Here is a 24,398-nt window from a genome sequence, read left to right on the forward strand (position 1 = left end):
GCACCGGCCGCTGCCGGTATACTTCGCGATCTGCAAATCTAGCGAAGAAGACACGATGGAAGCCGAACGCATCAACGCCCTCGCCGAGAAACTCACCGACCTCGCGGATCGCGGGGCGGAACTGCGGAGGTATCTTTGACTACGACGAGAAGGCAACCCGGCTGCGTGAGCTGAACCTCGCGCTCGAGGATCCGGCGGTCTGGAACGACCCTGATCGCGCGCAGGAACTGGGCAAGGAAAAGCGCCAGCTCGAGGACGTCGTGCTCGTGCTCGACGAGATCGCAAGCATGTCGCGCGACCTCAGGGAATTGTTCGAACTGGCCGAAGCCGAGGACGACGAGGACACCATAGGCGCCGTCGAGACCGATCTGGCGACGATGGAGGCCAAGGTACTCAACCTCGAGTTTCGCCGCATGTTCTCCAACCCGATGGACCCGAGCCCGTGCTTCGTCGAGATCCAGGCCGGCGCGGGCGGCACCGAGGCGCAGGACTGGGCCGGCATTCTCGAGCGCATGTATCTGCGCTACTGCGAACGCAAGGGCTTCACCACCGAATTGCTGGAGGAATCCGAAGGCGAGGTTGCCGGCATCAAGAGCGCGACCTTCAAGGTCGACGGCGACCATGCCTACGGCTTTCTGCGCACCGAGACCGGCATCCACCGCCTGGTGCGCAAGAGCCCCTTCGATTCGAACGCGCGTCGTCACACCAGCTTCTGCTCGGTGTTCGTGTATCCGGAGGTCGATGACTCGATCGAAATCGAGATCAATCCGGCCGATCTGCGCGTCGACACCTACCGCGCATCCGGCGCCGGCGGCCAGCACATCAACAAGACCGACTCGGCGATCCGCATCACGCACGAGCCCACCGGCATCGTCGTGCAGTGCCAGAACGACCGCTCGCAGCACAAGAACCGTGCCGCGGCGATGGCCATGCTCAAGGCGCGACTGTACGAGAGCGAACTGCGCAAGCGCCAGACCGAGCAGCAGGCGCTGGAAGACTCCAAGAGCGACATCGGCTGGGGGCACCAGATCCGCTCCTACGTGCTCGACCAGTCGCGCATCAAGGATCTGCGCACCAACTTCGAGGTGGGCAACACCCAGGCCGTGCTCGACGGCGACCTGGACGACTTCATCGCCGCCAGCCTCAAACAGGGCGTGTAGTCCCGCCCCGGTCACATCGAGCAAAGGGCGTTCCCTCGGGAGCGCCCTTTTCTTTTTGTCCGATATCCGCACAAAAACGACGGATTTTCCCACTTGATTCAGATCATGGGAGCGTCGCGACCGCCCTCGGACAATGCACTCCGCAAGCACGCAATCGATCATTCATCACGCATAGTTTCAATGCATAGCGGAGGCACGCATGAGTGGCATGCTCACCAAGGCGATGGCACGGAACGTCTTCTACGGCGGTTCCGTGTTCTTCTTTTTGCTGTTTCTGGGGCTGACTTTCGACACCGTCCAGGGTCTGCCCGAAACCGACAACCGTCACAACCTCACCGAAGCGGCCGCGCGCGGCAAGCACATCTGGGAGACGCGCAACTGCCTGGGCTGCCACACGCTGCTCGGCGAAGGCGCCTACTACGCGCCCGAGTTGGGCAACGTCTATGAGCGTCGCGGACCGGATTTCATCAAGGCCTGGATGCAGGCCATGCCGACCAACTCCCCCGGTCGTCGCCAGATGCCGCAGTTCCACCTGACCGAGGAAGAACTCGACGATCTGGTCGAATTCCTCAAGTACACCAACGGCATCAACACCCAGGACTGGCCGCCCAACATCGAGGGCTGATCGCGCCGACTGCCTGATTTCCGGAGGATTATTCAATGCAACTGAAATACACGTCCCAGGCCGTCGCGATGCCCTATTTCATCGCCGCCATCGCGCTGTTCGTGGGCCAGATCGTGTTCGGCCTGATCATCGGCACGCAATATGTCATCGGGGATTTCCTGTTCCCCGAGATCCCCTTCAATATCGCCCGCATGGTGCACACCAATCTGCTCATCGTATGGCTGCTGTTCGGCTTCATGGGTGCGGCCTACTACCTCGTGCCCGAGGAAGCCGAGACCGAGCTGCACAGCCCGAAACTGGCGCTGGCGCTGTTCTGGGTGTTTTTGACCGCAGGCGTGCTGACCATCCTCGGCTACCTGTTCGTCGACTACAACACGCTCGCTGAGGCCACTGGCAACAATCTGCTCGCCACCATGGGGCGCGAGTTCCTCGAGCAGCCGCTGCTGACCAAGATCGGCATCGTCGTCGTCGCGCTCGCCTTCCTCTACAACATCAGCATGACCATGCTCAAGGGCCGCAAGACGGTCATCAACATCGTGCTGCTGATCGGTCTGTGGGGGCTGGCGATCTTCTTTCTGTTCGCCTTCTACAACCCGTCCAACCTGGTGCTCGACAAGTACTTCTGGTGGTGGGTGGTGCACCTGTGGGTGGAAGGCGTGTGGGAACTGATCATGGCCGCGCTGCTCGCCTTCGTGCTGATCAAGACCACCGGCGTCGACCGCGAAGTGATCGAGAAATGGCTGTACGTGATCATCACGCTGGCATTGGTCACCGGCATCATCGGCACCGGCCACCATTACTTCTGGATCGGTACGCCGGGCTACTGGCAGTGGTGGGGCTCGCTGTTCTCGGCGCTCGAGCCGCTGCCCTTCTTCGCCATGACGGTGTTCGCCTTCAACATGGTCAACCGTCGTCGCCGCGAGCATCCCAACAAGGCGGCCGTGCTGTGGGCGCTGGGTACCGGCGTGATGGCCTTCCTGGGTGCCGGCGTATGGGGCTTCCTGCACACCCTGGCCCCGGTGAACTACTTCACCCACGGCTCGCAGATCACCGCGGCACACGGTCACATGGCCTTCTACGGTGCCTACGTGATGGTGGTCATCGCCATCATCAGCTATGCCATGCCGATCCTGCGCGGACGCGAGGCCAACAGCAATCGCGCACAGGTGGTGGAGATGTGGAGCTTCTGGCTGATGACCGTATCGATGGTCTTCATCACGCTGTTCCTGACCGCCGCCGGCATCCTGCAGGTATGGCTGCAGCGCGTCGCCGATGCCCCGCAGCCCTTCATGATGGTGCAGGACCAGGTCGCACTGTTCTACTGGATGCGACTGTGGGCCGGCGTGATCTTCGGCATCGGTCTGGTGACCTATGTGGTGAGCTTCTTCGTCAAGGGCGCACCGGCGCGCGTCGAGGTCACCACCCCGCAGACCGCGTGACACACGCGATCCCGTGAGATGAGACGGGCGGCCTCGGCCGCCCGCCTCGTTTCGCACCGCTCAATTAATCCCGATCAAACGGGAAAAACGCGCCCACACCTAGACTGCAGCCATGACAAGGCCACTGACCCTGCCCCGTTCCGACGACCAGCCCGCCTGCGAGCTCCGGCTGGCCGGCGATCTTGCGATCTGGTTCTTCATCCTCGCCGAACTGCTGGTCTTCGGCCTGTTCTTCGCCGCCTACGCCTTTGCGCGCTCGGCCGACGTCGAGGCCTTCACGCTGCAGCAGGCCGCGCTCGACCGCGATGCCGGCGCCATCAACACCGTGCTGCTGCTCACATCGAGCTATTTCGTCGTGCGTGCGGTGCAGGCCGCCGCGACCGACCACAGCGCCATTGCCGCGCGCTGGCTGCTCGCCGCCATCGGCTGCGGCACCGGCTTCGTCGCGGTCAAGTCCGCCGAATACGCGTCGGCCTACGCCGCCGGCATCAGCCTGTCGTCCTCGACCTTCCACATGTTCTACCTGTCGCTGACCTTCTTCCACTTCATGCATGTGCTGCTGGGGCTGGTGATTCTGGTGGCGCTGTGGAACAACGCCCGCGCCGGCCGCTACAACCGCCGCGAACTGCACGGCATGGAAACCGGCGCGGCCTACTGGCACATGGTCGATCTGGTGTGGCTGGTGCTGTTTCCGCTGGTCTATGTGATGAGGTAAGCCGATGACCGCACACGCCACCCCGCAACGCGCGACCCTGATCTGGCTGTTCCTGCTCGCCGCCACCGCAGTGGCCTGGTGGCTCGGCGAAACCGGCGCGGCCGGCCCGGCCATCTTCGCCATGCTGTTCGGTTTCGCTCTGGTCAAGGGGGCGCTGATCCTGCTCGACTACATGGCCCTGCGCCATGCCCCGCTGCTGTGGCGCGCGCTCACCCTGGGATGGCTGATCGCCGTCATCGCACTCATCGCGCTTGCTTACTGGAGAGGTCTGACCCCATGAACGCCCCCGTCCCCGCACTCGCAACCCCGTTCTACGCGCCGGTCGCCGACGAGATCGAGATCTTCGAGCACGCCTGGAAGAATCGCCTGCCGCTGCTCATCAAGGGTCCCACCGGCGTGGGCAAGACACGCTTCGTCGCGCACATGGCCGCAAGGCTGAACCTGCCGCTGTACACCGTGTCCTGCCACGACGACCTGACCGCCGCCGACCTGGTCGGCCGCCACCTCATCGGCGACGGCGAGACGGTGTGGTGCGACGGCCCGCTGACCCGCGCCGTGCGCGAGGGCGGCATCTGCTACCTCGACGAAGTGGTCGAGGCGCGCAAGGACACCACCGTGGTGCTGCACCCACTGGCGGATGATCGCCGCATCCTCCCGCTGGAGCGCACCGGCGAGCTGATCGAGGCGCCGCCGTCCTTCATGCTGGTGGTGTCCTACAACCCCGGCTACCAGAACCTGCTCAAGGGCATGAAGCCCTCGACGCGCCAGCGTTTCGTCAGCTTGCGCTTCGACTTCCCCACCGCCGAGCACGAGCAGTCGGTCATCATCGGCGAGACCGGCTGCACGCCCGAACTGGCGCAGAAGCTCACGTCCATTGCACGCGCACTGCGCACCCTGACCGAGCACGACCTCGAGGAAGCGGCGAGTACGCGATTGCTGATCTACGCCGCGCAGATGGTGCGCAGCGGACTCGCGCCGCGCACGGCCTGCCGAGTCGCCATCGTCGAGAGCCTCACCGACGACCCCGAGGTGGCCGACGCACTGAACGAAATCGTCGCGGCGAACCTGGGGGCATGACGATGCCAGGCCGGCAGCCCGACCTGCTGCGCGAACTGGCCCCCGGCCCGAAACTCGCCATCGCAGCCGAAGCCCTGTTTCTCGCCAACCTGATGATCGCCCCCGGCGTGGCCTTCGTGCTGCTGGTGTTGCTGTGGGCCATCATGCGCCGCCGCGCCGATGCACTGACGCTCAACCACCTCGAACAGACCGTGGTCGCGAGCCTGTGGGGCGGCGCCGCGCTGTTCGGCGTGAGTCTGGCCATTTTCCTGCTCGGCGGGCTCGACAACCCGTGGTCGTGGGTGGTGGGCGTGCTGTACTTCCTGTGCTTTCACGCCTCACTCATCCTCGGAGGCGTGGTCGGACTCAACCGCGCCATCCTCGCCAGGCCGTGGCGCTTTCCCGTCATCGGCCCACGCATCCGGTACTGACATGAACACCGCTGCGCGCCGCATCATCCCCATCGCCACCGAGACGACCGCGCGCCACGCGCGCATCCAGCGCTCGCGCCTGATCGCTCGGGCGGGTTTTTTCGCGCTGTTCGTGCTCGCGCCGGTGTTCGATCTGTTGCGCTACGACCTCGTCGCCGGCCACGCCTGGTTTCTCGGCATGGAATGGCGCATCGGCCTCGACGACTTCATGGCCGGGCGCATCGGCGCGCTGGAAGCGGCCGGCAACCTGTTCCTGCGCCTGTTCGTGCCGCTGTTCGGCGGCGCCGCGCTGTTCCTGTGGGTGGCTTGGAAATGGGGCCGCGTGTATTGCGGCTGGCTGTGTCCGCACTTCTCGGTGGTGGAGACCGTCAACAACCTCATGCGCCGCGCCAGCGGCAAGCCCAGCGTATGGGAGAAGGCGCCGATCACGCCGTGGAAGCCCAACGGCACGCGCATCCGCCCCGACGCGCGCTGGTGGTTCGCCGTGCTGCCGGCGGCGGTCGGTTTCGCCTTCCTGTGGGCGGTGGCGCTGCTGACCTATCTGCTGCCGCCGGATGAGGTGTGGGGCAATGTCTTCCGGCTCGAACCCACGCGCAACCAGGCCATCTTCCTGACCGCCGCCACCGTCGTGCTGAGCGCCGAGTTCCTGTTCGCGCGGCATCTGTTCTGCCGCTACGCCTGCGCCGTCGGCCTGTTTCAGAGCCTGGCCTGGATGGGCAACCGCGACGCCATGGTGGTCGGCTTCAAGCGCGAACGCGCCGCCGACTGCGCCTCCTGCCTGCCCGACCGCTCCGCCGCCTGCGAGGCCGCCTGCCCGATGCGGCTCAAGCCGCGCAACATCAAGCGCCTGATGTTCACCTGCACGCAATGCGCGCAATGCCTGCAGGCCTGCGCCACCACCCAGGCCGACAACCCGAACGGCCCGCTGCTCGAATGGGTCAGCCGTGAGGCGGCAAGGCAGAACGAGGCGGGCTTCCGCTCGCACTGGAATTGAAATGGAAGAAACCGTCGGAAAATACTGGCACCGCTGGATCACCCGCGCCGCGGGCGGCAGCCATCCCGAAGCGAGCGTGCGCCTGCGCGAGATCGAACGCACCGCGGCGGTGTTCTTCCGCGCGCTGGGCGGCGACCCCGGCCTGCGCGTGGCCGCCGCCACCGAGGACGAGCACGGCGCGCGGCGCAACTGGCTCAAGCGACTGGCCGGCGCCGGCGAGCGCGCCGCGCAGGCGCGCATGGATGCGGCAACGCTGCGCCTGCCGCCGGAGATCGACGCCTTTCCCGACCCCGTGCTCAACCGCGAGCTGTACCTGTGGCTGGCCGCGCTGGCCGCCGCGCATTCGGCCCTGCCGCACGACCCGGACGAGGAAGACATCGTGCGCAATCAGCGCGCCACGCAGGCCGCGCTGGAACAGTGGCCGGGACTGGAGCCACGCTACCGGCGGCTGGCGCAGGCCTGCATCGCCGCGCGTCCGGCGCCCGAATCCCTGCCCGCCGCCGAAGCGGCGCGCGAACACGCGATCCGCGCCGCCATCACCCAGCCGGGCAGCGTCACTGCCCTGCCCGCCGCAGCGCGCAACACGCCGCCGCCGCTGCCGGTATTGCTATGGCTGACCGGCGCGCTGGATTCGAGCATCGCGCTGCGCGGCGCCAACGACCCGCCGCCGCAGGACGGTGAGACGCGCCCGCGCCACGACGAGGACGCGCGCCGTCAGGCACATCGCGCCAGGCGCGAGGACATGCCGCAGAACAAGAACAGCTTCGCCATGATGTTCCGCGCCGAGAGCGTGATGGCGGTGGCCGAATTCCTCAAGATGAACCGCCCCACCGACGACGAGCCGGACGACGACGCGGCCCGCGCGGCGCGCGACCTCGATCAGCTGTCGCTGGCACAGGACGAGGCGCCGGTGGCCTCCAAGGTGCGCTTCGACCTCGACCTGCCGTCCGAGGCCGAGGACGACGTGGTGCTGGGCGAAGGCATCCCGCTGCCCGAATGGGATTACCGCAAGCAGCTTCTGCTCGAAGACCACGTGCGGCTGGTCGAGATGCGCGCACGCGACGCCGCCCCCGCCCCGCTGCCGCCGCATCTGCGCCGCACCGCCAAGCGCCTGCACCAGCAGTTCGCCGCGCTGCAGCCAGGCCGCTGCTGGCTGCGCCAGCGCCCCGACGGCACCGAGGCCGACGTGGATGCCAACGTGCGTGCGCGCACCGACCGCGCCACCGGCAAACAGGCCTCGGAAAATCTCTATCGCTCATTGGAAAAGCGCGAGCGCGATCTGGCCTGCCTGGTCCTGGCCGACCTGTCGCTGTCCACCGACACCTGGGTTTCCTCGCACGCGCGCGTCATCGACGTGATCCGCGACGCACTGCTGCTGTTCGGCGAGGCGCTGCTCGCCACCGGCGACCGCTTCGCCATGTGTGGCTTCTCGTCGGTGCGCCGCAAGATGGTGCGCTTCCATCATCTGAAGAGCTTCGACGAGCGCTTCGACGACGCCGCGCGCGGCCGCATCCAGGCCATCCGGCCGGGCTATTACACGCGTCTCGGCGCCGCCATCCGCCACGCCACGCAAGAGCTCGCCGACACCGCCGCGAGCCGGCGCATTCTGCTCATCCTGTCCGACGGCAAGCCCAACGACCTCGACCTGTACGAAGGCCGCTACGGCATCGAGGACTCGCGCGCGGCCATCGTGGCGGCACGTCGCGCCGGACTGGTGCCGTTCTGCGTGACCATCGATTCCGAAGGCGGCGGCTACCTGCCGCATCTGTTCGGCCCGGCCGGCTACACCGTGATCCGCAAGCCCGAGGAATTGCCGGCGCGGCTGCCCTCGCTGTATGCGCAGCTGACGCGCTGAAGGGCCAGCCGGACCGAACGAAACAGGGCGCCCCGAGGGGCGCCCTGTTTCGTTCAGACAATGCGCGCAGGATCAGCCGCGCGGACCGCCCGGATTGCGCGGACGACGGGCGCCGTCGCTGCGACCCCCATTGCCGCCGCCGTTGCCACGCGGCTGGCCGTTGCCACCGCCACCCGCGCGACGACCGGCATTCTGACCGCCTCGCGGCTGACTCTGGCCGGGGCGCCCATGGCTGCGCGGCGCCGGGCGCGGACCACGCGCGTCGGACACTTCGACGTGCGTGCCCGGCGCGGCCGGCACGAAGCCGGTGGCCTCTGCGCGCTCGATGCGACGCTTGATCAGGCGCTCGATGCCGGCCAGCAGGCGGGTTTCCTCGCCATCGACCAGCGACACCGCGGCACCCGTTGCGCCGGCACGGCCGGTACGGCCGATGCGGTGCACATAGTCTTCGGCGACGTTGGGCAGTTCGAAGTTGACCACCTGCGGCAGCTGGTCGATGTCCAGACCGCGCGCGGCAATGTCGGTCGCGACCAGCACCGGCAGGCTGCCGTCCTTGAAGTCGCCGAGCGCGCGCGTGCGCGCCGACTGGCTCTTGTTGCCGTGAATCGCGGCCGACGGAATGCCGTTCTTGCCCAGATACTCGGCGAGCTTGTTGGCGCCATGCTTGGTGCGCGTGAACACCAGCACCTGCTCCCAGCGGTTCTCGCGGATCAGCCAGGCCAGCAGTTCGCGCTTCTGCTTCTGTCCGACCATGTAGACCGACTGGTCGACCAGCTCGGAAGCGGTGTTGCGGCGCGCGACCTCGACACAACCGGGGTTGCTCAGCAGGCCGTTGGCGAGCTGACGGATCTCGTCCGAGAAGGTCGCCGAAAAGAGCAGGTTCTGACGCTGCTTGGGCAGCAGCGCGAGCACCTTGCGGATGTCGCGGATGAAGCCCATGTCGAGCATGCGGTCGGCCTCATCCAGCACCAGGATCTCGACGCCGGACAAATCCAGCGTCTTCTGGCCGATGTGATCGAGCAGACGGCCCGGCGTGGCCACCAGCAGGTCGACGCGGCGGCGCAGGGCCTGGATCTGCGGATTGATGCCGACACCGCCGAACATCACCATCGAGGTCAGATCGACATGCTTGCCGTAGGTCTGCACGGATTCCTCGACCTGCGCGGCGAGCTCGCGCGTCGGGGTCAGGATGAGGCAGCGCGGGCGGCCGGCCTTGGGGTTGGCAGCGGGCTTGTCGAGCAGGCGGTGCAGCACCGGCAGCACGAAGCCGGCGGTCTTGCCGGTACCGGTCTGCGCGGCGGCAAGCAGGTCGCCCCCGGCCAGCACCAGCGGAATGGCCTGCGCCTGGATCGGCGTCGGCGTGGTGTAGCCGGCTTCGGAAATCGCACGCAATAGGGGCGCGGCCAGTCCGAGACCGGTGAATTCGGTTTGATTCGTCATGCAGTGAAAGCTCCAGCGACGGCCTGTCGCGCTTGCGGCGACACCAATCGAAGGCTGGCGGGGGAATGGGCTGGCGGCGCTTCGCTGCCGGCCTGAGTGAAGGAGATGCGCCCACACTGATTGGCAGGTGTGAGGCAAGTCCGCGACTATACAGGAATTTTCTCCACCGTGGGCGATCGTTCGTGCATGCGCGGCACGATGACCGCCAGCCAGCCCTTCGCCGACGACGACGCATCCGGTGACGTCAAAACCGCCCACGGCGCTGCTGGTCTCGGACGTGCGTCCCTGGCCGTGGATGCTCGGCGCGGTGATTCCCGCAGAGCTGGCTGCCATCTGGGGTCACTTCAGCCTCACTGCCGCACTCGGCTTCGGCCTCGTCAATCTTTGCGAGGTGCTGCTCGCCGCTGCGGTCCTGCGACGATTGCACGGGCGCGCCGCAGCGCGTGTTCGCCAACCGCCGCGACAGCCGTGACGACAACGCTTTCCTCGACGGCGATGCACGCGACGCCGAAGCTGTCGCCCGCATGCGTCGCGCGATCTCCGACGGGCGCACGTGCGCGAGATCGCGCACGTGCGCAGCGATGACGACCGTGAAGGCTGGGCGCGCATGCTGCTCACGCCGATCTACGGCGAGAACGGCCGTCCGACACACTACGTCGCGATCGAGCACGACATCACCGACCTGATCGCCGCCCAGCGCGAACTGTTCGAAGCGCGCGAGGCGCTGGCCGCGCAGAACGCGCAGCTCGAACGCCGTGTGACCGAGCGCACGGCCGACCTCGAACGCCTCGCGACCACCGATTCGCTCACCGGCATCCACAACCGGCGCTACCTGATCGAACGCGCCCAGCAGGAGATCGCGCGCTGCAGACGGAGCGGACGCCCACTGTCGCTGGCGATGCTCGACCTGGATCGCTTCAAGCGCGTCAACGACCGCTTCGGCCATGCCTTCGGCGACGAGGTACTGATCGGCATGTGCGAGGTCGACTCGCGCGTGCTGCGTCCATCCGACACGCTGGCGCGCTTCGGCGGCGAGGAGTTCGTGCTGCTGTTGCCCGACACCGACGCCGAAGGCGCACTGCGCGTGGCCGAGCGCGTGCGCGAGGCCGTCGCCGGAATGCGCATGCAAACCCCCCAGCAGCAGCCGGTCGCGATCACGGCAAGCCTCGGCATGAGCACACTGGGCGACGACGCGAACGACCTCGACCAACTGCTGCGCAATGCCGACGAGGCGCTCTATCGCGCCAAGGCACAGGGTCGCAACTGCGTAGTGGCAGCCGCGGCGGCCTCCACCAGCTGAACCGCCCGACCCTGCTCAGTACAGACTGCCGACCGCCATCTCGAACGCCGGCCGGGGCGGCAGCAAGGTCGCCTGTCGCGGACCGGCGCGCATCTGCAAGCGCAGAAAGGGCACGCCGCGCTCGGCATGCAGTCGCATGCAGTACTCGATGATTTCCATGCGTGCGGCCAGCGGCACCTCGTCGACGCGATGCAGCTCCAGCAGATAGAAGACCTCACCGATGCCGACCAGATCGACCCCGGTACGCAGCGTAAACCACGATCCGAGCTCCGAATCGTCGAACACCAGACCATGACGACCCAGCACCGCGCCGATGTCGCGGTCGATGCGCTCGGACAAATCGGTGCCGGACGGCGGCTGACCGGCGGCGGCCGGCGCTGTCGCCAACGCGGCAAGCATCGCGCACAACGTGGTTGCGCACGCGAGCCGCCGCATGAATCGTGTACTCATGCTCTCTCCTCCCTGAAGACGATGCCGCGTCGGCCCGCTTCTGCGGCGGACATCCGGCGACACGAGAGAGAGCATGACCCCGAAAGGGTCGCTGCCATAAGGCGGAAAAACCCCTATGCGGCAGAGGTGTCGCGCACCACCAGCGGCGCCAGCGCCTCCAGCCAGGCCACGGCCTCGGCCTCGTCGCGCGTGCGCCCCATCGGCGGCAGGCTGCGCCACACCATCTTGCCGTAGGGCTTGCCGACCATGCGCGGGTCGCACACGCACAGCAGGCCGCGGTCGGTCTCGCTGCGGATCAGCCGCCCGGCGCCCTGCTTCATGCTGATCACCGCGCGCGGCAACTGGTAGCGCATGAAGGGGTTGTGGCCGGCCTTGCGCAGCGACTTGATGCGCGCGGAAAGCACTGGATCATCCGGCGGCGCGAACGGCAGGCGGTCGATGACCACCAGACTGAGCGCGTCACCCGGCACGTCCACCCCTTCCCAGAAGCTCTGGCTGGCCACCAACACCGCATTGCCGAGCATGCGGAAACGCGCCAGCAATTCCGTGCGCGAGCCCTCGCCCTGCAGCAGCAGCGGCAGCGCGTCATCCCCGGCCGCGAGACCTTCGGCGATCAGCGCGTGCACGCGACGCATGGCGCGCAGCGAGGTACACAGCACGAAGGCGCGTCCGCGCGCGGCACGGATCAGCGGCAGCGCAGTCGCCGCGACCGCGTCGGCGTAGTCCGGGTGATTGGGGTCGGGCATGCCCGAGGGCGCGTAGAGCATGGCCTGCTCGGCGTAATCGAAGGGGCTGCCCCACACCGCCGTGACCGGCGGCCTCTCCAGCCACGACAGGCCCATCTCGTTGCAATAGTGGGAGAAATCGTTGCCCACCGCGAGCGTGGCCGAGGTGAAGATCCATGCGCGCAACTGCCCTTCGAGCTGGCGCTTGAACACGCCGGCCACATGCAGCGGCGTGGCGTTGAGCGAGACCGCCTGGGTGAACACCTCGACCCAGCGGATCATCTCGGCGTCTTCCGGCGCCTGCCAGCGCGCCAGCCGCGCTCGCATCTCCTGCGTGCGGCGCAGACAGTTGCCCAGCCCCTCGGAGCGCTCGGCCTGGGCCTCCAGCATGCCCTCGAAGGCCGCCAACGCACTCTCGACGCCCTCGATCGCGTCGGCGAAGCCCTCGCGCGCCACCGCCTGGCTGTAGGCCATGCGCGCACTCTCGGCGCCGAAGGCCAGGCGCAAATCGCGCGCGGCCTTCTCGAGCGTGCGCGCCGCATCGATCAGTTCGCGGCAGTCCGGCGCCGCGGCCACCGTCTCCGAGCGCGTATCGCGCGCCAGTTCCAGCAACTGCGCCGTAGACACGCTCTCGCCAAAGAACAGGCTGGCCGTCTCCGGCAACTGGTGCGCCTCATCGAAGATCACCGCGTTGCAGGTAGGCAGCAGCTCGCCCATGCCGACGTCGCGCAGCATCACGTCGGCGAAGAACAGGTGGTGGTTCACCACCACCACGTCCGCATCCATGGCCTCGCGCCTCGCGGCCATCACGAAGCAGTCCTTCACGTTGGGGCATTCCTGCCCCAGGCAGTTGTCGCGCGTGGAAGTTGCCGCCATCCACGCGGGCGAATCCTCGCGCACGTCCGTGCACTCGGCCCGGTCACCGCTGTTCGTGATCTTCGCGAAACGCACGATCTTGCGCAGATCCGCCGCGTCCTGCGCACTCTGGAAGCGCCCCTCCCTGGCGTTGCGCTCCAGATGATACGGACACACGTAGTTCGCCCGCCCCTTGAGCAGCGCCATGCGTACCGGCACCTTGAGCGCGTCGCGCACCGTCGGCAGGTCGCGCTTGAACAGCTGGTCTTGCAGCGTCTTGGTACCGGTCGACACGATTACCTTGCCCCCCGCCAACAGCGCCGGCACCAGATACGCGAAGGTCTTGCCCGTACCGGTGCCGGCTTCGGCCACCAGCACGCCGTAGTCCTTCAGCGCCGCCTCGATGCGCTCGGCCATCTCCACCTGCTGCGGCCGCGCCCGAAACCCGTTGATCGCACGGGCAAGCGGCCCGTCGGGCGAGAAGGCATGGGCGAGGTCGGTCATGAGGGATCGTGGTTAGGTCGCGGGAAACACGCAATGGTAGCAAGCCGCAGTATCGTAGGGCGCGAAGCGAAGCGCATTGCGCCGGATGGCCAACACCCGGGGGTTTACTCTGCGCTAATCCGAACTAAGCGGATTCATGGCAGAACAACCTCGAGTCCCAAGTCCTCTGCTGCACTCGAAAATGCAGGGCGTGCATTTTCAGCGAACACTACGATCGACTGGATGTTCGCTCCTGCCCTCCTCGCGAACGCACCATATACGAGCGCCTGGCCGATTAACTCAGGCGTTAGTCGAAGCTTGGCTTCACATAGAACGACCGGAACACCCGAAATAGGAAATCTCGCGGGCGCGGCAGAACCTGGATACTCAATGCCCTGTTCGTCTGCCTCTGGAAACCACATGGCATCCAAGTAGCAATCACCCAAGTAGTACTCCCAGACTAGCCGGCCACGTGCCCCATGAACTTCGTGCCACCAACGACGGATTAACGCCTGCTCCTGTGGATGGCCATTCGATACGCTAGGACGGAGATAGTTGGCAGTTGTCATGGCGGAACCCGGGTTTTGGCCAAGCACCGGAGTTGATCGGCACGTAGCGGCAGGTATCGTAGGGCAAATAACCGTAGTATCGTAGGGCGAAATATCCGAATGGCATTTCGCCGGATGGTCCAAACACTCGACGAGTTGCGCTACGCTTGCGCTATGCGATTCATGTAACCGATCGTCAACAGTATTGAACCATGAACATGCAGAACACCATGACCATCAACGACCACTTGGCCGTGATCAACTATGACCCGGAGGTTGAAATGTTCCGGGGCGAATTCGTCGGTCTGAACGGCGGCGCGGACTTCTATGCCGCCAGCATCGGAGAACTCCACGAAGAAGGTGCACGCTCGCTGCACACGTTCCTGGATGTATGCCGGACACGGAACATCGAGCCGTGCCGTTAGTTTTCGCAGATATTCGGCGTAATGCCCTGCGGTTTCGCGGTCACTTCGATACCCAATGCTTTCATTACCGCCAACGTTGTTCTCAGCGTCGGGTTGCCGTCGTCGCTGAACGAGCGGTAGAGCTGCTCCCGGGACAGGCCGGTCTCCCTGGCGATTTCGCTCATGCCCCTGGCGCGGGCGACGACGCCGAGCGCATGGGCGATATAGCCGGCGTCTCCCGTCTCGAAGGCTTCGGCCATGAACAGCGCAATCGACTCCTTGTCCACCAGCGCAACTGCGGGATCATAGGTCGTCGGTTCATCAATCATTCTGCGCACCCCATTCTCGTGCCAGCTTCTTTGCCGCCTTGATATCCCGCTGCTGCGAGCCCTTGTCGCCGCCGCAAAGAAGCAGAATCAGCAAACTACCGCGCATTTCGAAATAGATTCGATAACCGGGGCCGTAGTGAATCCGCAATTCGCTGATCCCGTCCCCGACAACCCTCGTATCACCGGCATGACCAAAGTAGGCGAGACGATCGAGACGAGACGCGATCAAAGCCCGCGCACGTTTGTCACGCAGGCTGGACTCCCACTTTCCGAAGACCGTTGTTTGCTTGAGTTGATACACAAGCATTGTAGTTTATAAACTACAGTTAAGGCAAAGCGACGACTGCAATTATGCCATATAGGTTTCTTCACAAAGGGAGATGCGCTTCGGCGAGGTACGCCCTCCCCCGCATCTCGATCAACCGACTCACCGTCCGCGCGAACTCGTGCGCGTTCTGCCCCTCGACATAGACCTCGTGCGCCTCGACCTCAGCGCTGACGACCAGATTCACCCGGCAGTCGTACAGCACGTCGATCAGCCACGTGAAGCGGCGCGCGGCGGAGGCCTCCGCCGGGGTCAGGCGGGGTACGGCGGAGAGCAGCAGGGTGTGGTGTTCGCGGGCGATCTCGAGGTAGTCGTTCTGTGAGCGCGGGCCGTCGCACAGGGTGGCGAAGTCGAACCAGATGACGCCGCAGGCACGTGCGCGCACCGGGAAGATGCGGTAGAGCACTTCGATTTCACCCGGCTTCGGAGGTTGCTGAGCGAGGCGAGCGAAGTCATCGGCGAGGCGCGCTTCGGCGGCGGCGTCGGCGGGGACGATCCAGGTCTGCATGTCTTGAAGCGCGCGCAGGCGGTAGTCGGTGCCGGCGTCGACTTCGAGCACGTCGAAGCGCCGCTTCATCAGGGCTATGGTGGGGATGAAGCGCTGGCGCTGCAGGCCGTGCGGGTAGAGGCCGTCGGGCGGATAGTTGGAGGTCATGACGAAGACCACGCCGGCCTCGAGCAGCGATTCGAGGAGCCGCCCGAGGATCATCGCGTCGGCGATGTCGGACACGTGGAATTCGTCGAAGCAGAACAATCGAGTTTCACCCGCGATGCGCTCGACGACTCTGGCCAGCGGGTCGGGGGCATTGTTGAGGCGGCGCAGGTCGTTCTGCACTTCCTGCATGAAGGCGTGGAAATGCACGCGGCGCTTCTTCGGCTCCGGCACGGCCTCGAAGAAGCGGTCCATGACGAAGCTCTTTCCCCGACCGACTCCGCCCCACAGATAGACGCTGCGCGGCGGCTCTGGCTTGCTGAACAGTCGGCTGAAGAGGCCCCCGGCGGGCGCGGCGAGTTCATCTGCCAGGCGCTGCAGCCGCGTGATGGCAGCGTGCTGCGAGGGGTCGGCAGTGAAGCCGCGCTCGTCGAGCGCGGCCTGGTAGGCGGCGGTGATGGCGCCGGACGCGGATTCGGGCATGGGTAAGACACGGGCCGCGCGCGGCGGGCCGTGGGAAGCTAGAAGTGCAGCGGCCGCTTGTCCACCGCCAGTGCCGCCTCGTGCACCACTTCCGACATGGTCGGATGGGCGTGGCAGATGCGGGCGAGGTCTTCGGCGGCGGCGTCGAACTCCATCGCGACGACGGCCTCGGCGATCAGTTCGGAGGCATTCGCGCCGACGATGTGTACGCCGAGGATGCGGTCGGTGTCGGCATCCGCGAGGATCTTGGCGAAGCCTTCCGGGGCGGCCATGCCCATGGCGCGACCGTTGAAGGCGAAGGGGATCTTGCCGGCGCGGTACTTGACGCCGTCCTTCTTCAACTGCTGCTCGGTCTTGCCGACCCAGGCGATCTCGGGCGCGGTGTAGATCACCCACGGCACGGTGTCCAGATTGCAGTGGCCGGCCTGGCCGTCGATGCGCTCGGCGACCATGACGCCCTCCTCCATCGCCTTGTGGGCGAGCATCGGGCCGCGCACCACGTCGCCCACCGCCCACACGCCGGGCAACGAACTGGCGCAGTGCTCGTCGACCTCGACGAAGCCGCGATCATCGAGCTTGAGGCCGACGCGGTCGGCGTCCAGCCCGTCAGTGTTGGGCACGCGGCCGACCGACACGACCAGGCGGTCGGCGGCGAGCTTCTGGGACTTGCCGTCCTTGTCCGTGTATTCGATGGACACGCCGCTGCGGGTCTTCTTGACCTCGCCGATCTTGCAGCCCATGCGGATGTCGAGACCCTGCTTGGTGAAGACCTTGAGCGCTTCCTTGCCCACATCCACATCGGCCGCGCCGAGGAAATCCGGCAGAGCTTCGAGGACGGTGACTTCGGCACCCAGGCGGCGCCACACCGAGCCCATCTCCAGGCCGATCACGCCGGCGCCGATCACGGCGAGCTTCTTGGGCACGCTTTCCAGATCGAGCGCGCCGACGTTGTCGCAGACGGTCTTGTTGTCGACCTCGATGCCGGGCAGATGGCGCGGCTTGGAGCCGGTGGCGACGACGACCTGGCCCGCGAGCACTTCCTCCTCGCCGACCTTGATCAGCCAGCGCTCGCCGTCGCGCTTGACGAAGCGCCCGTGGCCGGCAATGAAGGTGACCTTGTTCTTCTTGAACAGGCCCTTGATGCCGCCGGTGAGCTGGTCGACGATGGCGTTCTTGCGCTCGAGCATCTTCGCCACGTCGATCCTGGGCTTGCCGACGACGATGCCCTGGTCGGCGAAGCCGTGACCGGCCTCCTCGAACAGGTGCGAGGTGTGCAGCAGCGCCTTGGACGGGATGCAGCCGACGTTCAGGCAGGTGCCGCCCAGGCGGGGTTCGCCCTTGGGGTCGGCATAGGCTTCGGACTCGCAGCAGGCGGTCTTGTAGCCGAGCTGGGCGGCGCGGATGGCCGCGACATAGCCGCCCGGCCCGCCGCCGATCACGAGTACGTCGAATTCTCGGGTGGACATCGGTGTTCGTCTCCGTTCGGATGGGGCGGCGCGCGGCCGGCGGGGATCGCCCGCTGCCGCGCGCGTCGGTTACAGGTCGAGGATCAGGCGCGCCGGGTCTTCCAGCGCCTCCTTGATCGCGACCAGGCTCAGCACGGCCTCGCGGCCGTCGATGATGCGGTGGTCGTAGGACAGCGCGAGGTAGTTGATCGGGCGGATCACGATCTCGCCGTTCTCGACCACCGGGCGATCCTTGGTGGCGTGGATGCCGAGGATGGCCGACTGCGGCGGGTTGATGATGGGCGTCGACAGCATCGAGCCGAACACGCCGCCGTTGGAGATCGAGATGGTGCCGCCGGTGAGCTCTTCCATGGTGAGCTTGCCGTCCTTGGCCTTGGCGCCGAACTCGCCGATCTTCTTCTCGATGTCGGCGATCGACAGCAGGTCGGCGTCGCGGATGATGGGCACGACCAGACCGCGCGGGCTGCCCACGGCGATGCCCACGTCGATATAGCCGTGATAGACGATGTCGTTGCCGTCGACCGAGGCGTTGACGATGGGGTACTTCTTGAGCGCGGCGACCACCGCCTTGACGAAGAAGCCCATGAAGCCCAGGCGCACGCCGTGGGCCTTCTCGAAGCGCTCGCCGTACTTCTTGCGCAACTCGATGACGGGCGCCATGTTGACCTCGTTGAAGGTCGTCAGGATGGCGTTCTCGTTCTTGGACTGGATCAGGCGCTCGGCGATGCGCGCGCGCAATCGCGTCATCGGCACGCGCTCCTCGGGGCGGTCGGCCGCGTCGCGCTCGATGCTGCGCGAGGTGGCGCTGGTTCCGGCCGTGGACGCGGCCGGCTCGGCCTGTGCCTCGCGCTTTTCGGCGGACACGGCGTCCTGCTTGGTCACGCGACCGCCGCGCCCGGAGCCGGACACCTCGTCGGCCGACATGCCCTTCTCCTCGAGAATCTTGCGCGCGGCCGGGCTGGCGCTGCCCGAGGCGGACGCGGACGAGGATGCGGCCGGCGCGGGCGCGGCCTTTTCCTTCTTGCCGTCGTCCGCCGGCGCCTCGTCCTTCTTGCCGCTCGCGCCCTTGGCCTCGGTGTCGATCTGCGCGATCAGTTCGCCCGAGGCGACCGTCTCGCCATCGCCCTTGACGATCTTCACGATCACGCCGTCGCCGGGCGCGGGCGTTTCGAGCACGACCTTGTCGGTCTCGATATCGATGAGGTTCTCGTCACGCGAGACTGCATCGCCTTCCTTCTTGTGCCACGTCACCAGCGTCGCTTCGGACACTGATTCGGACAGTTGCGGCACCTTCACTTCAATCAGCATGGAGTGTTCTCCCTGTTGCCTGTTCTGTTGACCCGAGCGGGCCGGGTCAGTCCCTGAGCGGACCGAAAGCGTTTTCGATGACGGTCTTCTGCTGCATGCTGTGCTTGGCGAAATAGCCCACCGCGGGCGACGCCGAACCCGGGCGCGACACCAGCAGCAGCTTGCGCTTGGGGCCGATGACGTTGGCCAGGTGCTGGCGCGAGGCGAGCCAGTACCAGGCCCCCTGGTTGCGCGGCTCTTCCTGGCACCAGACGAATTCCTTGGCGTTCGGGAAGCGGTCCAGCGCCGCACCGGCCGCATCGGCGGGGAACGGATAGAGCTGCTCCAGACGCACCAGGGCAGTGTCGGTGATGCCTTGCTCGCGGCGATAGGCAAGCAGTTCGTAGTAGATCTTTCCCTGGCACAGCACGACGCGCTTGACCTTGCTCTCGTCGAGCGCCTCCGTCTCACCGATCACGGTCCGGAAGCCGCCCTCGACCAGATCCGCAAGCGAGGACACCGCCTCCTTGTGGCGCAGCAGCGACTTGGGCGAGATGATCACCAGCGGCTTGCGCACCTTGCGCAACATCTGCCGGCGCAGCAGGTGGAAGATCTGGGCGGGCGTGGTCGGCGCGCAGATCTGCCAGTTGTCCTCGGCGGCGTTGTTCATCAGCCGCTCGATGCGCGCCGACGAATGCTCCGGCCCCTGGCCTTCATAGCCGTGAGGCAGCAGCAGGGTCAGGCCGCACAGTCGCCCCCACTTGGATTCGCCCGAGCTGATGAACTGGTCGAGCACCACTTGTGCGCCGTTGACGAAGTCGCCGAACTGCGCCTCCCACACCACGAGCTGGTTGGGCTCGGCGGTGGCGTAGCCGTACTCGAAGGCCAGCACGCCTTCCTCGGACAGCACCGAGTCATAGCACTGGAACACGCCCTGCCCTTCGCGCACGCCCTCGAGCGGAATCCAGTTGCCATCGTTCCAGCGTTCGCGGCGCTGGTCATGAATCACGGCGTGGCGATGGAAGAAGGTGCCGCGCCCCACGTCCTCGCCCGACAGCCGCACGCCGTAGCCTTGCGCGAGTAGCGACGCGTAGGCGAGGTTCTCGCCCATGCCCCAGTCCAGCGGCAGTTCGCCGCGCCCCATCGCGGCGCGGTCCTTGAGGATCTTCTCCACGCGCGAATGCACGTCGAAGCCCTCGGGGATGGCGGTCAGGCGCTCGGCCAGGCGCTGCGCCTCGGCCAGCGGAATGGCGGTGTCGGCCTCGTCGGTATAGGGCTGGCCCATGAAGGGCGTCCAGTCCACCGCATACTTGCTGGAAAAGCCCGACAGCACCGGGTTGTAGAGCAGTTCGCCGCGATCCAGGTGGTCGCGGTAGTCGCGGATGATGGCGTCCGGCTCGTCGGCCTCGATCGAGCCTTCGGCGACGAGACGATCCGCGTAGATCTTGCGCGTGCCCGGGTGCGAGGCGATCTTGCGGTACATCAGCGGCTGCGTGACCATGGGCTCGTCCTGCTCGTTGTGGCCGAGCTTGCGGAAGCACACGATGTCGACGACCACGTCCTTCTTGAATTCGTTGCGAAAATCCACCGCGAGCTGCGTGACCAGCGCCACCGCTTCCGGGTCGTCACCGTTCACATGGAAGATCGGCGCCTCGACCATCTTGAAGATGTCGGTGCAGTACAGCGACGAGCGCGTGTCGCGCGGGTCCGACGTGGTGAAGCCGATCTGGTTGTTGGCGACGATGTGCACCGTGCCGCCGGTACCGTAGCCACGCGTCTGCGAGAAGTTGAGCATCTCCTGGTTGACGCCCTGCCCGGCCACCGCGGCATCGCCGTGGATGAGCACACCGACGACTTCCTTCTTGTCCTCGTCTGCGCGACGGAACTGGCGCGCATACACCGAACCGGCGACCACCGGATTGATGATCTCCAGGTGCGACGGGTTGAAGGCCAGTGTCAGGTGCACCGGACCGCCGGGGCTCATGACATCGCTGGAAAAGCCCAGGTGGTACTTCACGTCGCCCGAGGACAGGTCGGTCGCGGCCTTGCCCTCGAACTCGGAGAACAGCATCGACGGCGATTTGCCGAGGATGTTGACGAGCAGGTTGAGACGCCCGCGGTGCGCCATGCCGATGACGATTTCCTTGGCGCCGTTGTTGCCGCAAACGCGCACGATCTCGTCCATCGCGACGATCATCGATTCGGCGCCCTCGAGCGAGAAGCGCTTCTGGCCGACGTACTTGGTGTGCAGATAGCGCTCCAGCGTCTCGGCCGCGGTGACGCGACCGAGGATGCGACGCTTGGTGTCGACGTCGTAGCCGGGCGTGGCGCGGATGCTCTCGAGCCGGCGCTGGATCCAGCGCTTTTGCTGAATGTCGGCGATGTACATGTACTCGATGCCGATCGAGCCGCAGTAGGTCTGGCGGATGGCCTCGAGAATCTCGCGCAGCGTGGCATGTTCGCCATCGAAGCCGTGGAAGGAGCCGACGTTGAAGCTGCGATTGAGATCGGCCTCGGTGAAGCCGTAGTAGGACGGCTCGAGTTCGGGCACGTCGGGGCGCTCGGTGCGCTTGAGCGGATCGATGTTGGCCCAGCGGTTGCCCAGGAAGCGGTAGGCGTTGATGAGCTGCAGGGTCTTGACCTGCAGCTTGTCGTCGTCGCCAGCAGAGACCGTGCGCATGCGCGGCTGCTTGCCCATTTGCGCGAATGCCTCGACCACCGGGCCGTGGGCGACGTCGCGCACGGCCGCGCCGGCCTGCGCCTGCAGCTTGTCGAAATAGTCGCGCCAAGTGTCCGAGACCGAGGCCGGATCGGCCAGATAGGACTCGTACAGCTCTTCGACGAACGGAGCGTTGCTGCCGAAGAGGTAGGACGTCGATCTGCGCTCTTTCATCATGGGTGTCACCTGCTCACTGGGGTCTGCTGCTTCAACATTCGGTCGTACCCCGCCACTGACCAAGCAAAAAAGGGACAGCCGCGCGCAGCGGCCATCCCGCTGTACGGATCATGCGGGAGTCGGGGCATCGGGCTCCGCCAGCATGGGCATCACCGCTGCGCCATGTCCGGCACATCGCGCCGCGCCGGACCCACATAGAGCTGGCGCGGGCGACCGATCTTGTATTCCGGATCGGTGATCATCTCCTCCCACTGCGTGATCCAGCCCACGGTGCGCGCGAGCGCGAACACGCAGGTGAACATCGAGGTGGGAATGCCGATGGCCTTCTGCACGATGCCGGAATAGAAATCCACGTTCGGGTAGAGCTTGCGCTCGACGAAGAAATCGTCCTCGAGGGCGATGCGCTCGAGCTCCATCGCGAGCTTGAACAGGCGGTCGTTCTCCAGACCCAACTCGCCGAGCACGTCGTAGCACACCTTGCGCATGAGCTTGGCGCGCGGGTCGTAGTTCTTGTAGACACGGTGGCCGAAGCCCATCAGGCGGAAGGAATCATCCTTGTCCTTGGCACGCTTGATGTACTCGCCCACGCGCGAGACGTCGCCGATCTCCTCGAGCATGTTGAGGCAGGCCTCGTTGGCGCCGCCGTGTGCCGGTCCCCACAGGCAGGCGATGCCGGCCGAGATGCAGGCGAAAGGGTTGGCGCCCGAGGAACCGGCCAGACGCACGGTGGAGGTCGAAGCGTTCTGCTCGTGGTCGGCATGCAGCGTGAAGATCACGTCGAGCGCGTGCGCCACCACCGGATTGGGTTTGTACTCCTCGCACGGCGTGGCGAACATCATGTGCATGAAGTTCTCCGCGTAGTTCAGGTCGTTGCGCGGGAACATGAACTGCTGGCCCATGTTGTACTTGTAGGCCATGGCGACGATGGTCGGCAGCTTCGCGATCAGGCGATAGACCGACATGGTGCGGTGCTCCTCGTCGGAGAAGTCCATGGCCTCGTGGTAGAAGGCCGACAGCGCGCCGACGATGCCGACCATGATGGCCATCGGGTGCGCGTCACGGCGGAAGCCGTTGTAGAAGCGCATGAGCTGGTCGTGCAGCATCGCGTGGTTCTTGATCGAACGCTCGAACTCGTCCTTCTGCGCGGCGTTGGGCAATTCGCCCTTGCGCAGCAGATAGGCCACTTCCAGGAAGGTGCACTGGTCGGCAAGCTGTTCGATTGGATAACCCCGATACAGCAGTTCACCCTTGTCGCCGTCGATGAAGGTGATCGCCGACTTGCAGCTGCCGGTCGACAGAAAGCCGGAGTCGTACGTGAACATGCCGGTCTTGCCACCCAGCGTGCGGATGTCGATGACATCGTTGCCGTGGGTGCCACTGAGAATCGGAAACTCGTGGCTGTTGCCGTCCACGGACAGCGTTGCGATGCGTTCGTTGCTCATGGGTCTTCCCTTATGCTTGCCTGAATCGTTGTCTTCTCGACGTCGCGCGGCCGGGCTCACGCCTGCTGCATCAACGCGATGATTTTTCTCCAGCGCTCCTCAGGGCATTGCTCGCTGCCATTGACCATGGCCCACAGGTCATGGTCTTCGCACTGCAGCAAATCCTGGAGGTCCGCCAACTGCTGATCTTCGAGAACCTCGAAGTGTCGCTCAATAAAGCGCTCCAGAACAAGGTCGAGCTCGAGCAGGGCGCGGCGGCAGTGCCAACGGAGTTGCCCGCGACGCACCGGCGCGCGGGCGCCGGACGCGTGAACGGCGGGGGGAGTCATACGGCGCGCTCCGCGAGCATGTTCTTGATCTTGCCGATCGCGCGCATCGGATTCAGCCCCTTCGGGCAGACATCCACGCAGTTCATGATCGAGTGACAGCGGAACAAGCGGTATGGGTCTTCCAGGTTGTCGAGACGCTCGCTGGTGGCCTGATCGCGCGTATCGGCGATGAACCGGTAGGCGTTGAGAAGCCCGGCGGGGCCGACGTATTTGTCCGGGTTCCACCAGAACGACGGACAGGCGGTCGAACAGCACGCGCACAGGATGCATTCGTACAGGCCGTTGAGTTCCTCGCGCTCGGCCGGCGACTGCAGGCGCTCGCGCTCGGGAGCGGGCTCTTCATTGATCAGATAGGGCTTGATCGAGTGGTACTGCTTGAAGAACTGGGTCATGTCGACAATCAGGTCACGGATCACCGGCAGGCCGGGCAGCGGCCGCAGCACCACCGGTTGCTTGAGGTCGGCGATGTCGGTCATGCACGCCAGGCCGTTCTTGCCGTTGATGTTCATCGCGTCCGAGCCGCACACGCCCTCGCGGCAGGAGCGGCGGTAGGACAACGAATCGTCCTTGGCCTTGAGCCGCACCAGTGCGTCGAGCAGCTTCTTGTCGGACGGCTCGAGCGTGACCGTGATGTCCTGCATCCACGGCTTGTCGTCACGATCCGGATCGTAGCGGTAGATCTTGAAGGCCAGTTCGGTGGTGCTCATGT

Annotated in this window: 24 protein-coding genes; 12 read left to right on the plus strand and 12 right to left on the minus strand. The window is 65.9% G+C overall.

Features of this window, described 5'->3' with window-relative positions; all coding sequences use genetic code 11:
• The first annotated feature begins 55 nt into the window (after positions 1–55).
• The 9 genes from prfB (at position 56) to C0099_RS09320 (ending at position 8,275) form a co-directional block, all read left to right on the plus strand.
• Positions 56–1,160 (plus strand): peptide chain release factor 2 gene (gene prfB, locus C0099_RS09280; protein WP_123785234.1). Its coding sequence is split into 2 segments (ribosomal slippage): positions 56–136 and positions 138–1,160, totalling 1,104 coding nucleotides; the frame shifts between segments, so codons are not numbered across the junction.
• Positions 1,161–1,359: 199 nt separating this feature from the next.
• Entirely contained in the window at positions 1,360–1,785 is a 426-nt protein-coding gene (locus tag C0099_RS09285; protein ID WP_102247179.1) for a c-type cytochrome, read from the plus strand.
• 41 nt (positions 1,786–1,826) lie between these two features.
• Positions 1,827–3,224, plus strand: coding sequence for a cbb3-type cytochrome c oxidase subunit I (locus C0099_RS09290; protein ID WP_102248453.1), 1,398 nt, complete (start codon positions 1,827–1,829; stop codon positions 3,222–3,224).
• A gap of 112 nt (positions 3,225–3,336) precedes the next feature.
• Positions 3,337–3,939, plus strand: a complete 603-nt coding sequence (locus C0099_RS09295; protein WP_102247180.1) for a cytochrome c oxidase subunit 3 family protein — start codon at positions 3,337–3,339, stop codon at positions 3,937–3,939.
• A gap of 4 nt (positions 3,940–3,943) precedes the next feature.
• Positions 3,944–4,219 (plus strand): cytochrome C oxidase subunit IV family protein, encoded by a 276-nt coding sequence (locus C0099_RS09300; protein WP_102247181.1) that lies wholly within the window; start codon positions 3,944–3,946, stop codon positions 4,217–4,219.
• Positions 4,216–5,016 carry a CbbQ/NirQ/NorQ/GpvN family protein gene (locus tag C0099_RS09305; protein WP_102247182.1) on the plus strand — a complete coding sequence of 267 codons (801 nt, stop codon included), beginning with the start codon at positions 4,216–4,218 and terminating at the stop codon, positions 5,014–5,016. The genes C0099_RS09300 and C0099_RS09305 overlap by 4 nt, the downstream gene beginning before the upstream one ends.
• Positions 5,013–5,426, plus strand: coding sequence for a hypothetical protein (locus C0099_RS09310; RefSeq protein ID WP_408634098.1), 414 nt, complete (start codon positions 5,013–5,015; stop codon positions 5,424–5,426). Before C0099_RS09305 ends, C0099_RS09310 begins: the two co-directional genes overlap by 4 nt.
• A gap of 1 nt (position 5,427) precedes the next feature.
• Positions 5,428–6,420 carry a 4Fe-4S binding protein gene (locus C0099_RS09315; RefSeq protein ID WP_102247183.1) on the plus strand — a complete coding sequence of 331 codons (993 nt, stop codon included), beginning with the start codon at positions 5,428–5,430 and terminating at the stop codon, positions 6,418–6,420.
• A gap of 1 nt (position 6,421) precedes the next feature.
• Entirely contained in the window at positions 6,422–8,275 is a 1,854-nt protein-coding gene (locus tag C0099_RS09320) for a nitric oxide reductase activation protein NorD (protein WP_102247184.1), read from the plus strand.
• A gap of 72 nt (positions 8,276–8,347) precedes the next feature.
• On the opposite strand, the gene C0099_RS09325 is transcribed toward C0099_RS09320, so the two are convergent.
• Positions 8,348–9,715 (minus strand): DEAD/DEAH box helicase, encoded by a 1,368-nt coding sequence (locus tag C0099_RS09325; protein WP_102247185.1) that lies wholly within the window; start codon positions 9,713–9,715, stop codon positions 8,348–8,350.
• 238 nt (positions 9,716–9,953) lie between these two features.
• Between C0099_RS09325 and C0099_RS15860 the strand changes: the two genes are divergently transcribed.
• On the plus strand, positions 9,954–10,187 hold the full coding sequence (locus tag C0099_RS15860; protein WP_123785235.1) for a hypothetical protein: 234 nt from the start codon (positions 9,954–9,956) through the stop codon (positions 10,185–10,187).
• 81 nt (positions 10,188–10,268) lie between these two features.
• Positions 10,269–11,015, plus strand: a complete 747-nt coding sequence (locus tag C0099_RS09330) for a GGDEF domain-containing protein (protein ID WP_102247186.1) — start codon at positions 10,269–10,271, stop codon at positions 11,013–11,015.
• A gap of 15 nt (positions 11,016–11,030) precedes the next feature.
• On the opposite strand, the gene C0099_RS09335 is transcribed toward C0099_RS09330, so the two are convergent.
• Both C0099_RS09335 and C0099_RS09340 read right to left on the minus strand, forming a co-directional pair.
• Positions 11,031–11,465, minus strand: a complete 435-nt coding sequence (locus tag C0099_RS09335) for a hypothetical protein (RefSeq protein ID WP_123785236.1) — start codon at positions 11,463–11,465, stop codon at positions 11,031–11,033.
• Positions 11,466–11,578: 113 nt separating this feature from the next.
• Positions 11,579–13,549 carry an ATP-dependent DNA helicase gene (locus tag C0099_RS09340; RefSeq protein WP_102247188.1) on the minus strand — a complete coding sequence of 657 codons (1,971 nt, stop codon included), beginning with the start codon at positions 13,547–13,549 and terminating at the stop codon, positions 11,579–11,581.
• A gap of 757 nt (positions 13,550–14,306) precedes the next feature.
• Between C0099_RS09340 and C0099_RS09345 the strand changes: the two genes are divergently transcribed.
• On the plus strand, positions 14,307–14,501 hold the full coding sequence (locus tag C0099_RS09345; RefSeq protein ID WP_199797589.1) for a type II toxin-antitoxin system HicB family antitoxin: 195 nt from the start codon (positions 14,307–14,309) through the stop codon (positions 14,499–14,501).
• Here the strand turns inward: C0099_RS09345 and C0099_RS09350 are convergent.
• From C0099_RS09350 to C0099_RS09390, 9 genes are all read right to left on the minus strand, one after another.
• Positions 14,498–14,809 carry an addiction module antidote protein gene (locus tag C0099_RS09350; RefSeq protein ID WP_102247190.1) on the minus strand — a complete coding sequence of 104 codons (312 nt, stop codon included), beginning with the start codon at positions 14,807–14,809 and terminating at the stop codon, positions 14,498–14,500. The genes C0099_RS09345 and C0099_RS09350 overlap by 4 nt on opposite strands.
• Positions 14,802–15,116, minus strand: a complete 315-nt coding sequence (locus tag C0099_RS09355) for a type II toxin-antitoxin system RelE/ParE family toxin (RefSeq protein ID WP_332870246.1) — start codon at positions 15,114–15,116, stop codon at positions 14,802–14,804. Before C0099_RS09355 ends, C0099_RS09350 begins: the two co-directional genes overlap by 8 nt.
• Positions 15,117–15,177: 61 nt before the next feature.
• Positions 15,178–16,269: a cell division protein ZapE gene (zapE, locus tag C0099_RS09360; RefSeq protein WP_102247191.1), complete on the minus strand. Its 1,092-nt coding sequence runs from the start codon at positions 16,267–16,269 to the stop codon at positions 15,178–15,180.
• Between the two features lie 38 nt (positions 16,270–16,307).
• Entirely contained in the window at positions 16,308–17,735 is a 1,428-nt protein-coding gene (lpdA, locus tag C0099_RS09365) for a dihydrolipoyl dehydrogenase (protein WP_102247192.1), read from the minus strand.
• Between the two features lie 69 nt (positions 17,736–17,804).
• Positions 17,805–19,043, minus strand: coding sequence for a 2-oxoglutarate dehydrogenase complex dihydrolipoyllysine-residue succinyltransferase (gene odhB / locus C0099_RS09370; RefSeq protein WP_102247193.1), 1,239 nt, complete (start codon positions 19,041–19,043; stop codon positions 17,805–17,807).
• A gap of 46 nt (positions 19,044–19,089) precedes the next feature.
• Complete coding sequence (locus tag C0099_RS09375; protein ID WP_102247194.1) at positions 19,090–21,918, minus strand: 2-oxoglutarate dehydrogenase E1 component; 2,829 nt, start codon at positions 21,916–21,918, stop codon at positions 19,090–19,092.
• Between the two features lie 149 nt (positions 21,919–22,067).
• Complete coding sequence (gltA, locus tag C0099_RS09380) at positions 22,068–23,360, minus strand: citrate synthase (protein WP_102247195.1); 1,293 nt, start codon at positions 23,358–23,360, stop codon at positions 22,068–22,070.
• Between the two features lie 56 nt (positions 23,361–23,416).
• Complete coding sequence (locus C0099_RS09385; protein ID WP_102247196.1) at positions 23,417–23,689, minus strand: FAD assembly factor SdhE; 273 nt, start codon at positions 23,687–23,689, stop codon at positions 23,417–23,419.
• The gene (locus C0099_RS09390; protein WP_102247197.1) at positions 23,686–24,396 is read right to left on the minus strand and encodes a succinate dehydrogenase iron-sulfur subunit; all 711 of its coding nucleotides are present in this window, start codon (positions 24,394–24,396) and stop codon (positions 23,686–23,688) included. The genes C0099_RS09385 and C0099_RS09390 overlap by 4 nt, the downstream gene beginning before the upstream one ends.
• Between the last annotated feature and the right edge of the window lie 2 nt (positions 24,397–24,398).

Source organism: Pseudazoarcus pumilus, from assembly GCF_002872475.1.
Classification (GTDB): Bacteria; Pseudomonadota; Gammaproteobacteria; order Burkholderiales; family Rhodocyclaceae; genus Pseudazoarcus; species Pseudazoarcus pumilus.

What these genes read in the sequence shown, in the direction of transcription:
- zapE (WP_102247191.1), bottom strand. Translation starts at nt 16,269, where the DNA reads ATGCCCGAATCCGCGTCCGGCGCCATCACCGCCGCCTACCAGGCCGCG.
- C0099_RS09300 (WP_102247181.1), top strand. Translation starts at nt 3,944, where the DNA reads ATGACCGCACACGCCACCCCGCAACGCGCGACCCTGATCTGGCTGTTC.
- C0099_RS09285 (WP_102247179.1), top strand. Translation starts at nt 1,360, where the DNA reads ATGAGTGGCATGCTCACCAAGGCGATGGCACGGAACGTCTTCTACGGC.
- C0099_RS09345 (WP_199797589.1), top strand. Translation starts at nt 14,307, where the DNA reads ATGACCATCAACGACCACTTGGCCGTGATCAACTATGACCCGGAGGTT.
- C0099_RS09310 (WP_408634098.1), top strand. Translation starts at nt 5,013, where the DNA reads ATGACGATGCCAGGCCGGCAGCCCGACCTGCTGCGCGAACTGGCCCCC.
- odhB (WP_102247193.1), bottom strand. Translation starts at nt 19,043, where the DNA reads ATGCTGATTGAAGTGAAGGTGCCGCAACTGTCCGAATCAGTGTCCGAA.
- lpdA (WP_102247192.1), bottom strand. Translation starts at nt 17,735, where the DNA reads ATGTCCACCCGAGAATTCGACGTACTCGTGATCGGCGGCGGGCCGGGC.
- C0099_RS09355 (WP_332870246.1), bottom strand. Translation starts at nt 15,116, where the DNA reads ATGCTTGTGTATCAACTCAAGCAAACAACGGTCTTCGGAAAGTGGGAG.
- C0099_RS09325 (WP_102247185.1), bottom strand. Translation starts at nt 9,715, where the DNA reads ATGACGAATCAAACCGAATTCACCGGTCTCGGACTGGCCGCGCCCCTA.
- C0099_RS09305 (WP_102247182.1), top strand. Translation starts at nt 4,216, where the DNA reads ATGAACGCCCCCGTCCCCGCACTCGCAACCCCGTTCTACGCGCCGGTC.
- C0099_RS09385 (WP_102247196.1), bottom strand. Translation starts at nt 23,689, where the DNA reads ATGACTCCCCCCGCCGTTCACGCGTCCGGCGCCCGCGCGCCGGTGCGT.
- C0099_RS09320 (WP_102247184.1), top strand. Translation starts at nt 6,422, where the DNA reads ATGGAAGAAACCGTCGGAAAATACTGGCACCGCTGGATCACCCGCGCC.
- C0099_RS09350 (WP_102247190.1), bottom strand. Translation starts at nt 14,809, where the DNA reads ATGATTGATGAACCGACGACCTATGATCCCGCAGTTGCGCTGGTGGAC.
- C0099_RS09315 (WP_102247183.1), top strand. Translation starts at nt 5,428, where the DNA reads ATGAACACCGCTGCGCGCCGCATCATCCCCATCGCCACCGAGACGACC.
- gltA (WP_102247195.1), bottom strand. Translation starts at nt 23,360, where the DNA reads ATGAGCAACGAACGCATCGCAACGCTGTCCGTGGACGGCAACAGCCAC.
- C0099_RS09340 (WP_102247188.1), bottom strand. Translation starts at nt 13,549, where the DNA reads ATGACCGACCTCGCCCATGCCTTCTCGCCCGACGGGCCGCTTGCCCGT.
- C0099_RS09375 (WP_102247194.1), bottom strand. Translation starts at nt 21,918, where the DNA reads ATGATGAAAGAGCGCAGATCGACGTCCTACCTCTTCGGCAGCAACGCT.
- C0099_RS09295 (WP_102247180.1), top strand. Translation starts at nt 3,337, where the DNA reads ATGACAAGGCCACTGACCCTGCCCCGTTCCGACGACCAGCCCGCCTGC.
- C0099_RS09335 (WP_123785236.1), bottom strand. Translation starts at nt 11,465, where the DNA reads ATGAGTACACGATTCATGCGGCGGCTCGCGTGCGCAACCACGTTGTGC.
- C0099_RS09390 (WP_102247197.1), bottom strand. Translation starts at nt 24,396, where the DNA reads ATGAGCACCACCGAACTGGCCTTCAAGATCTACCGCTACGATCCGGAT.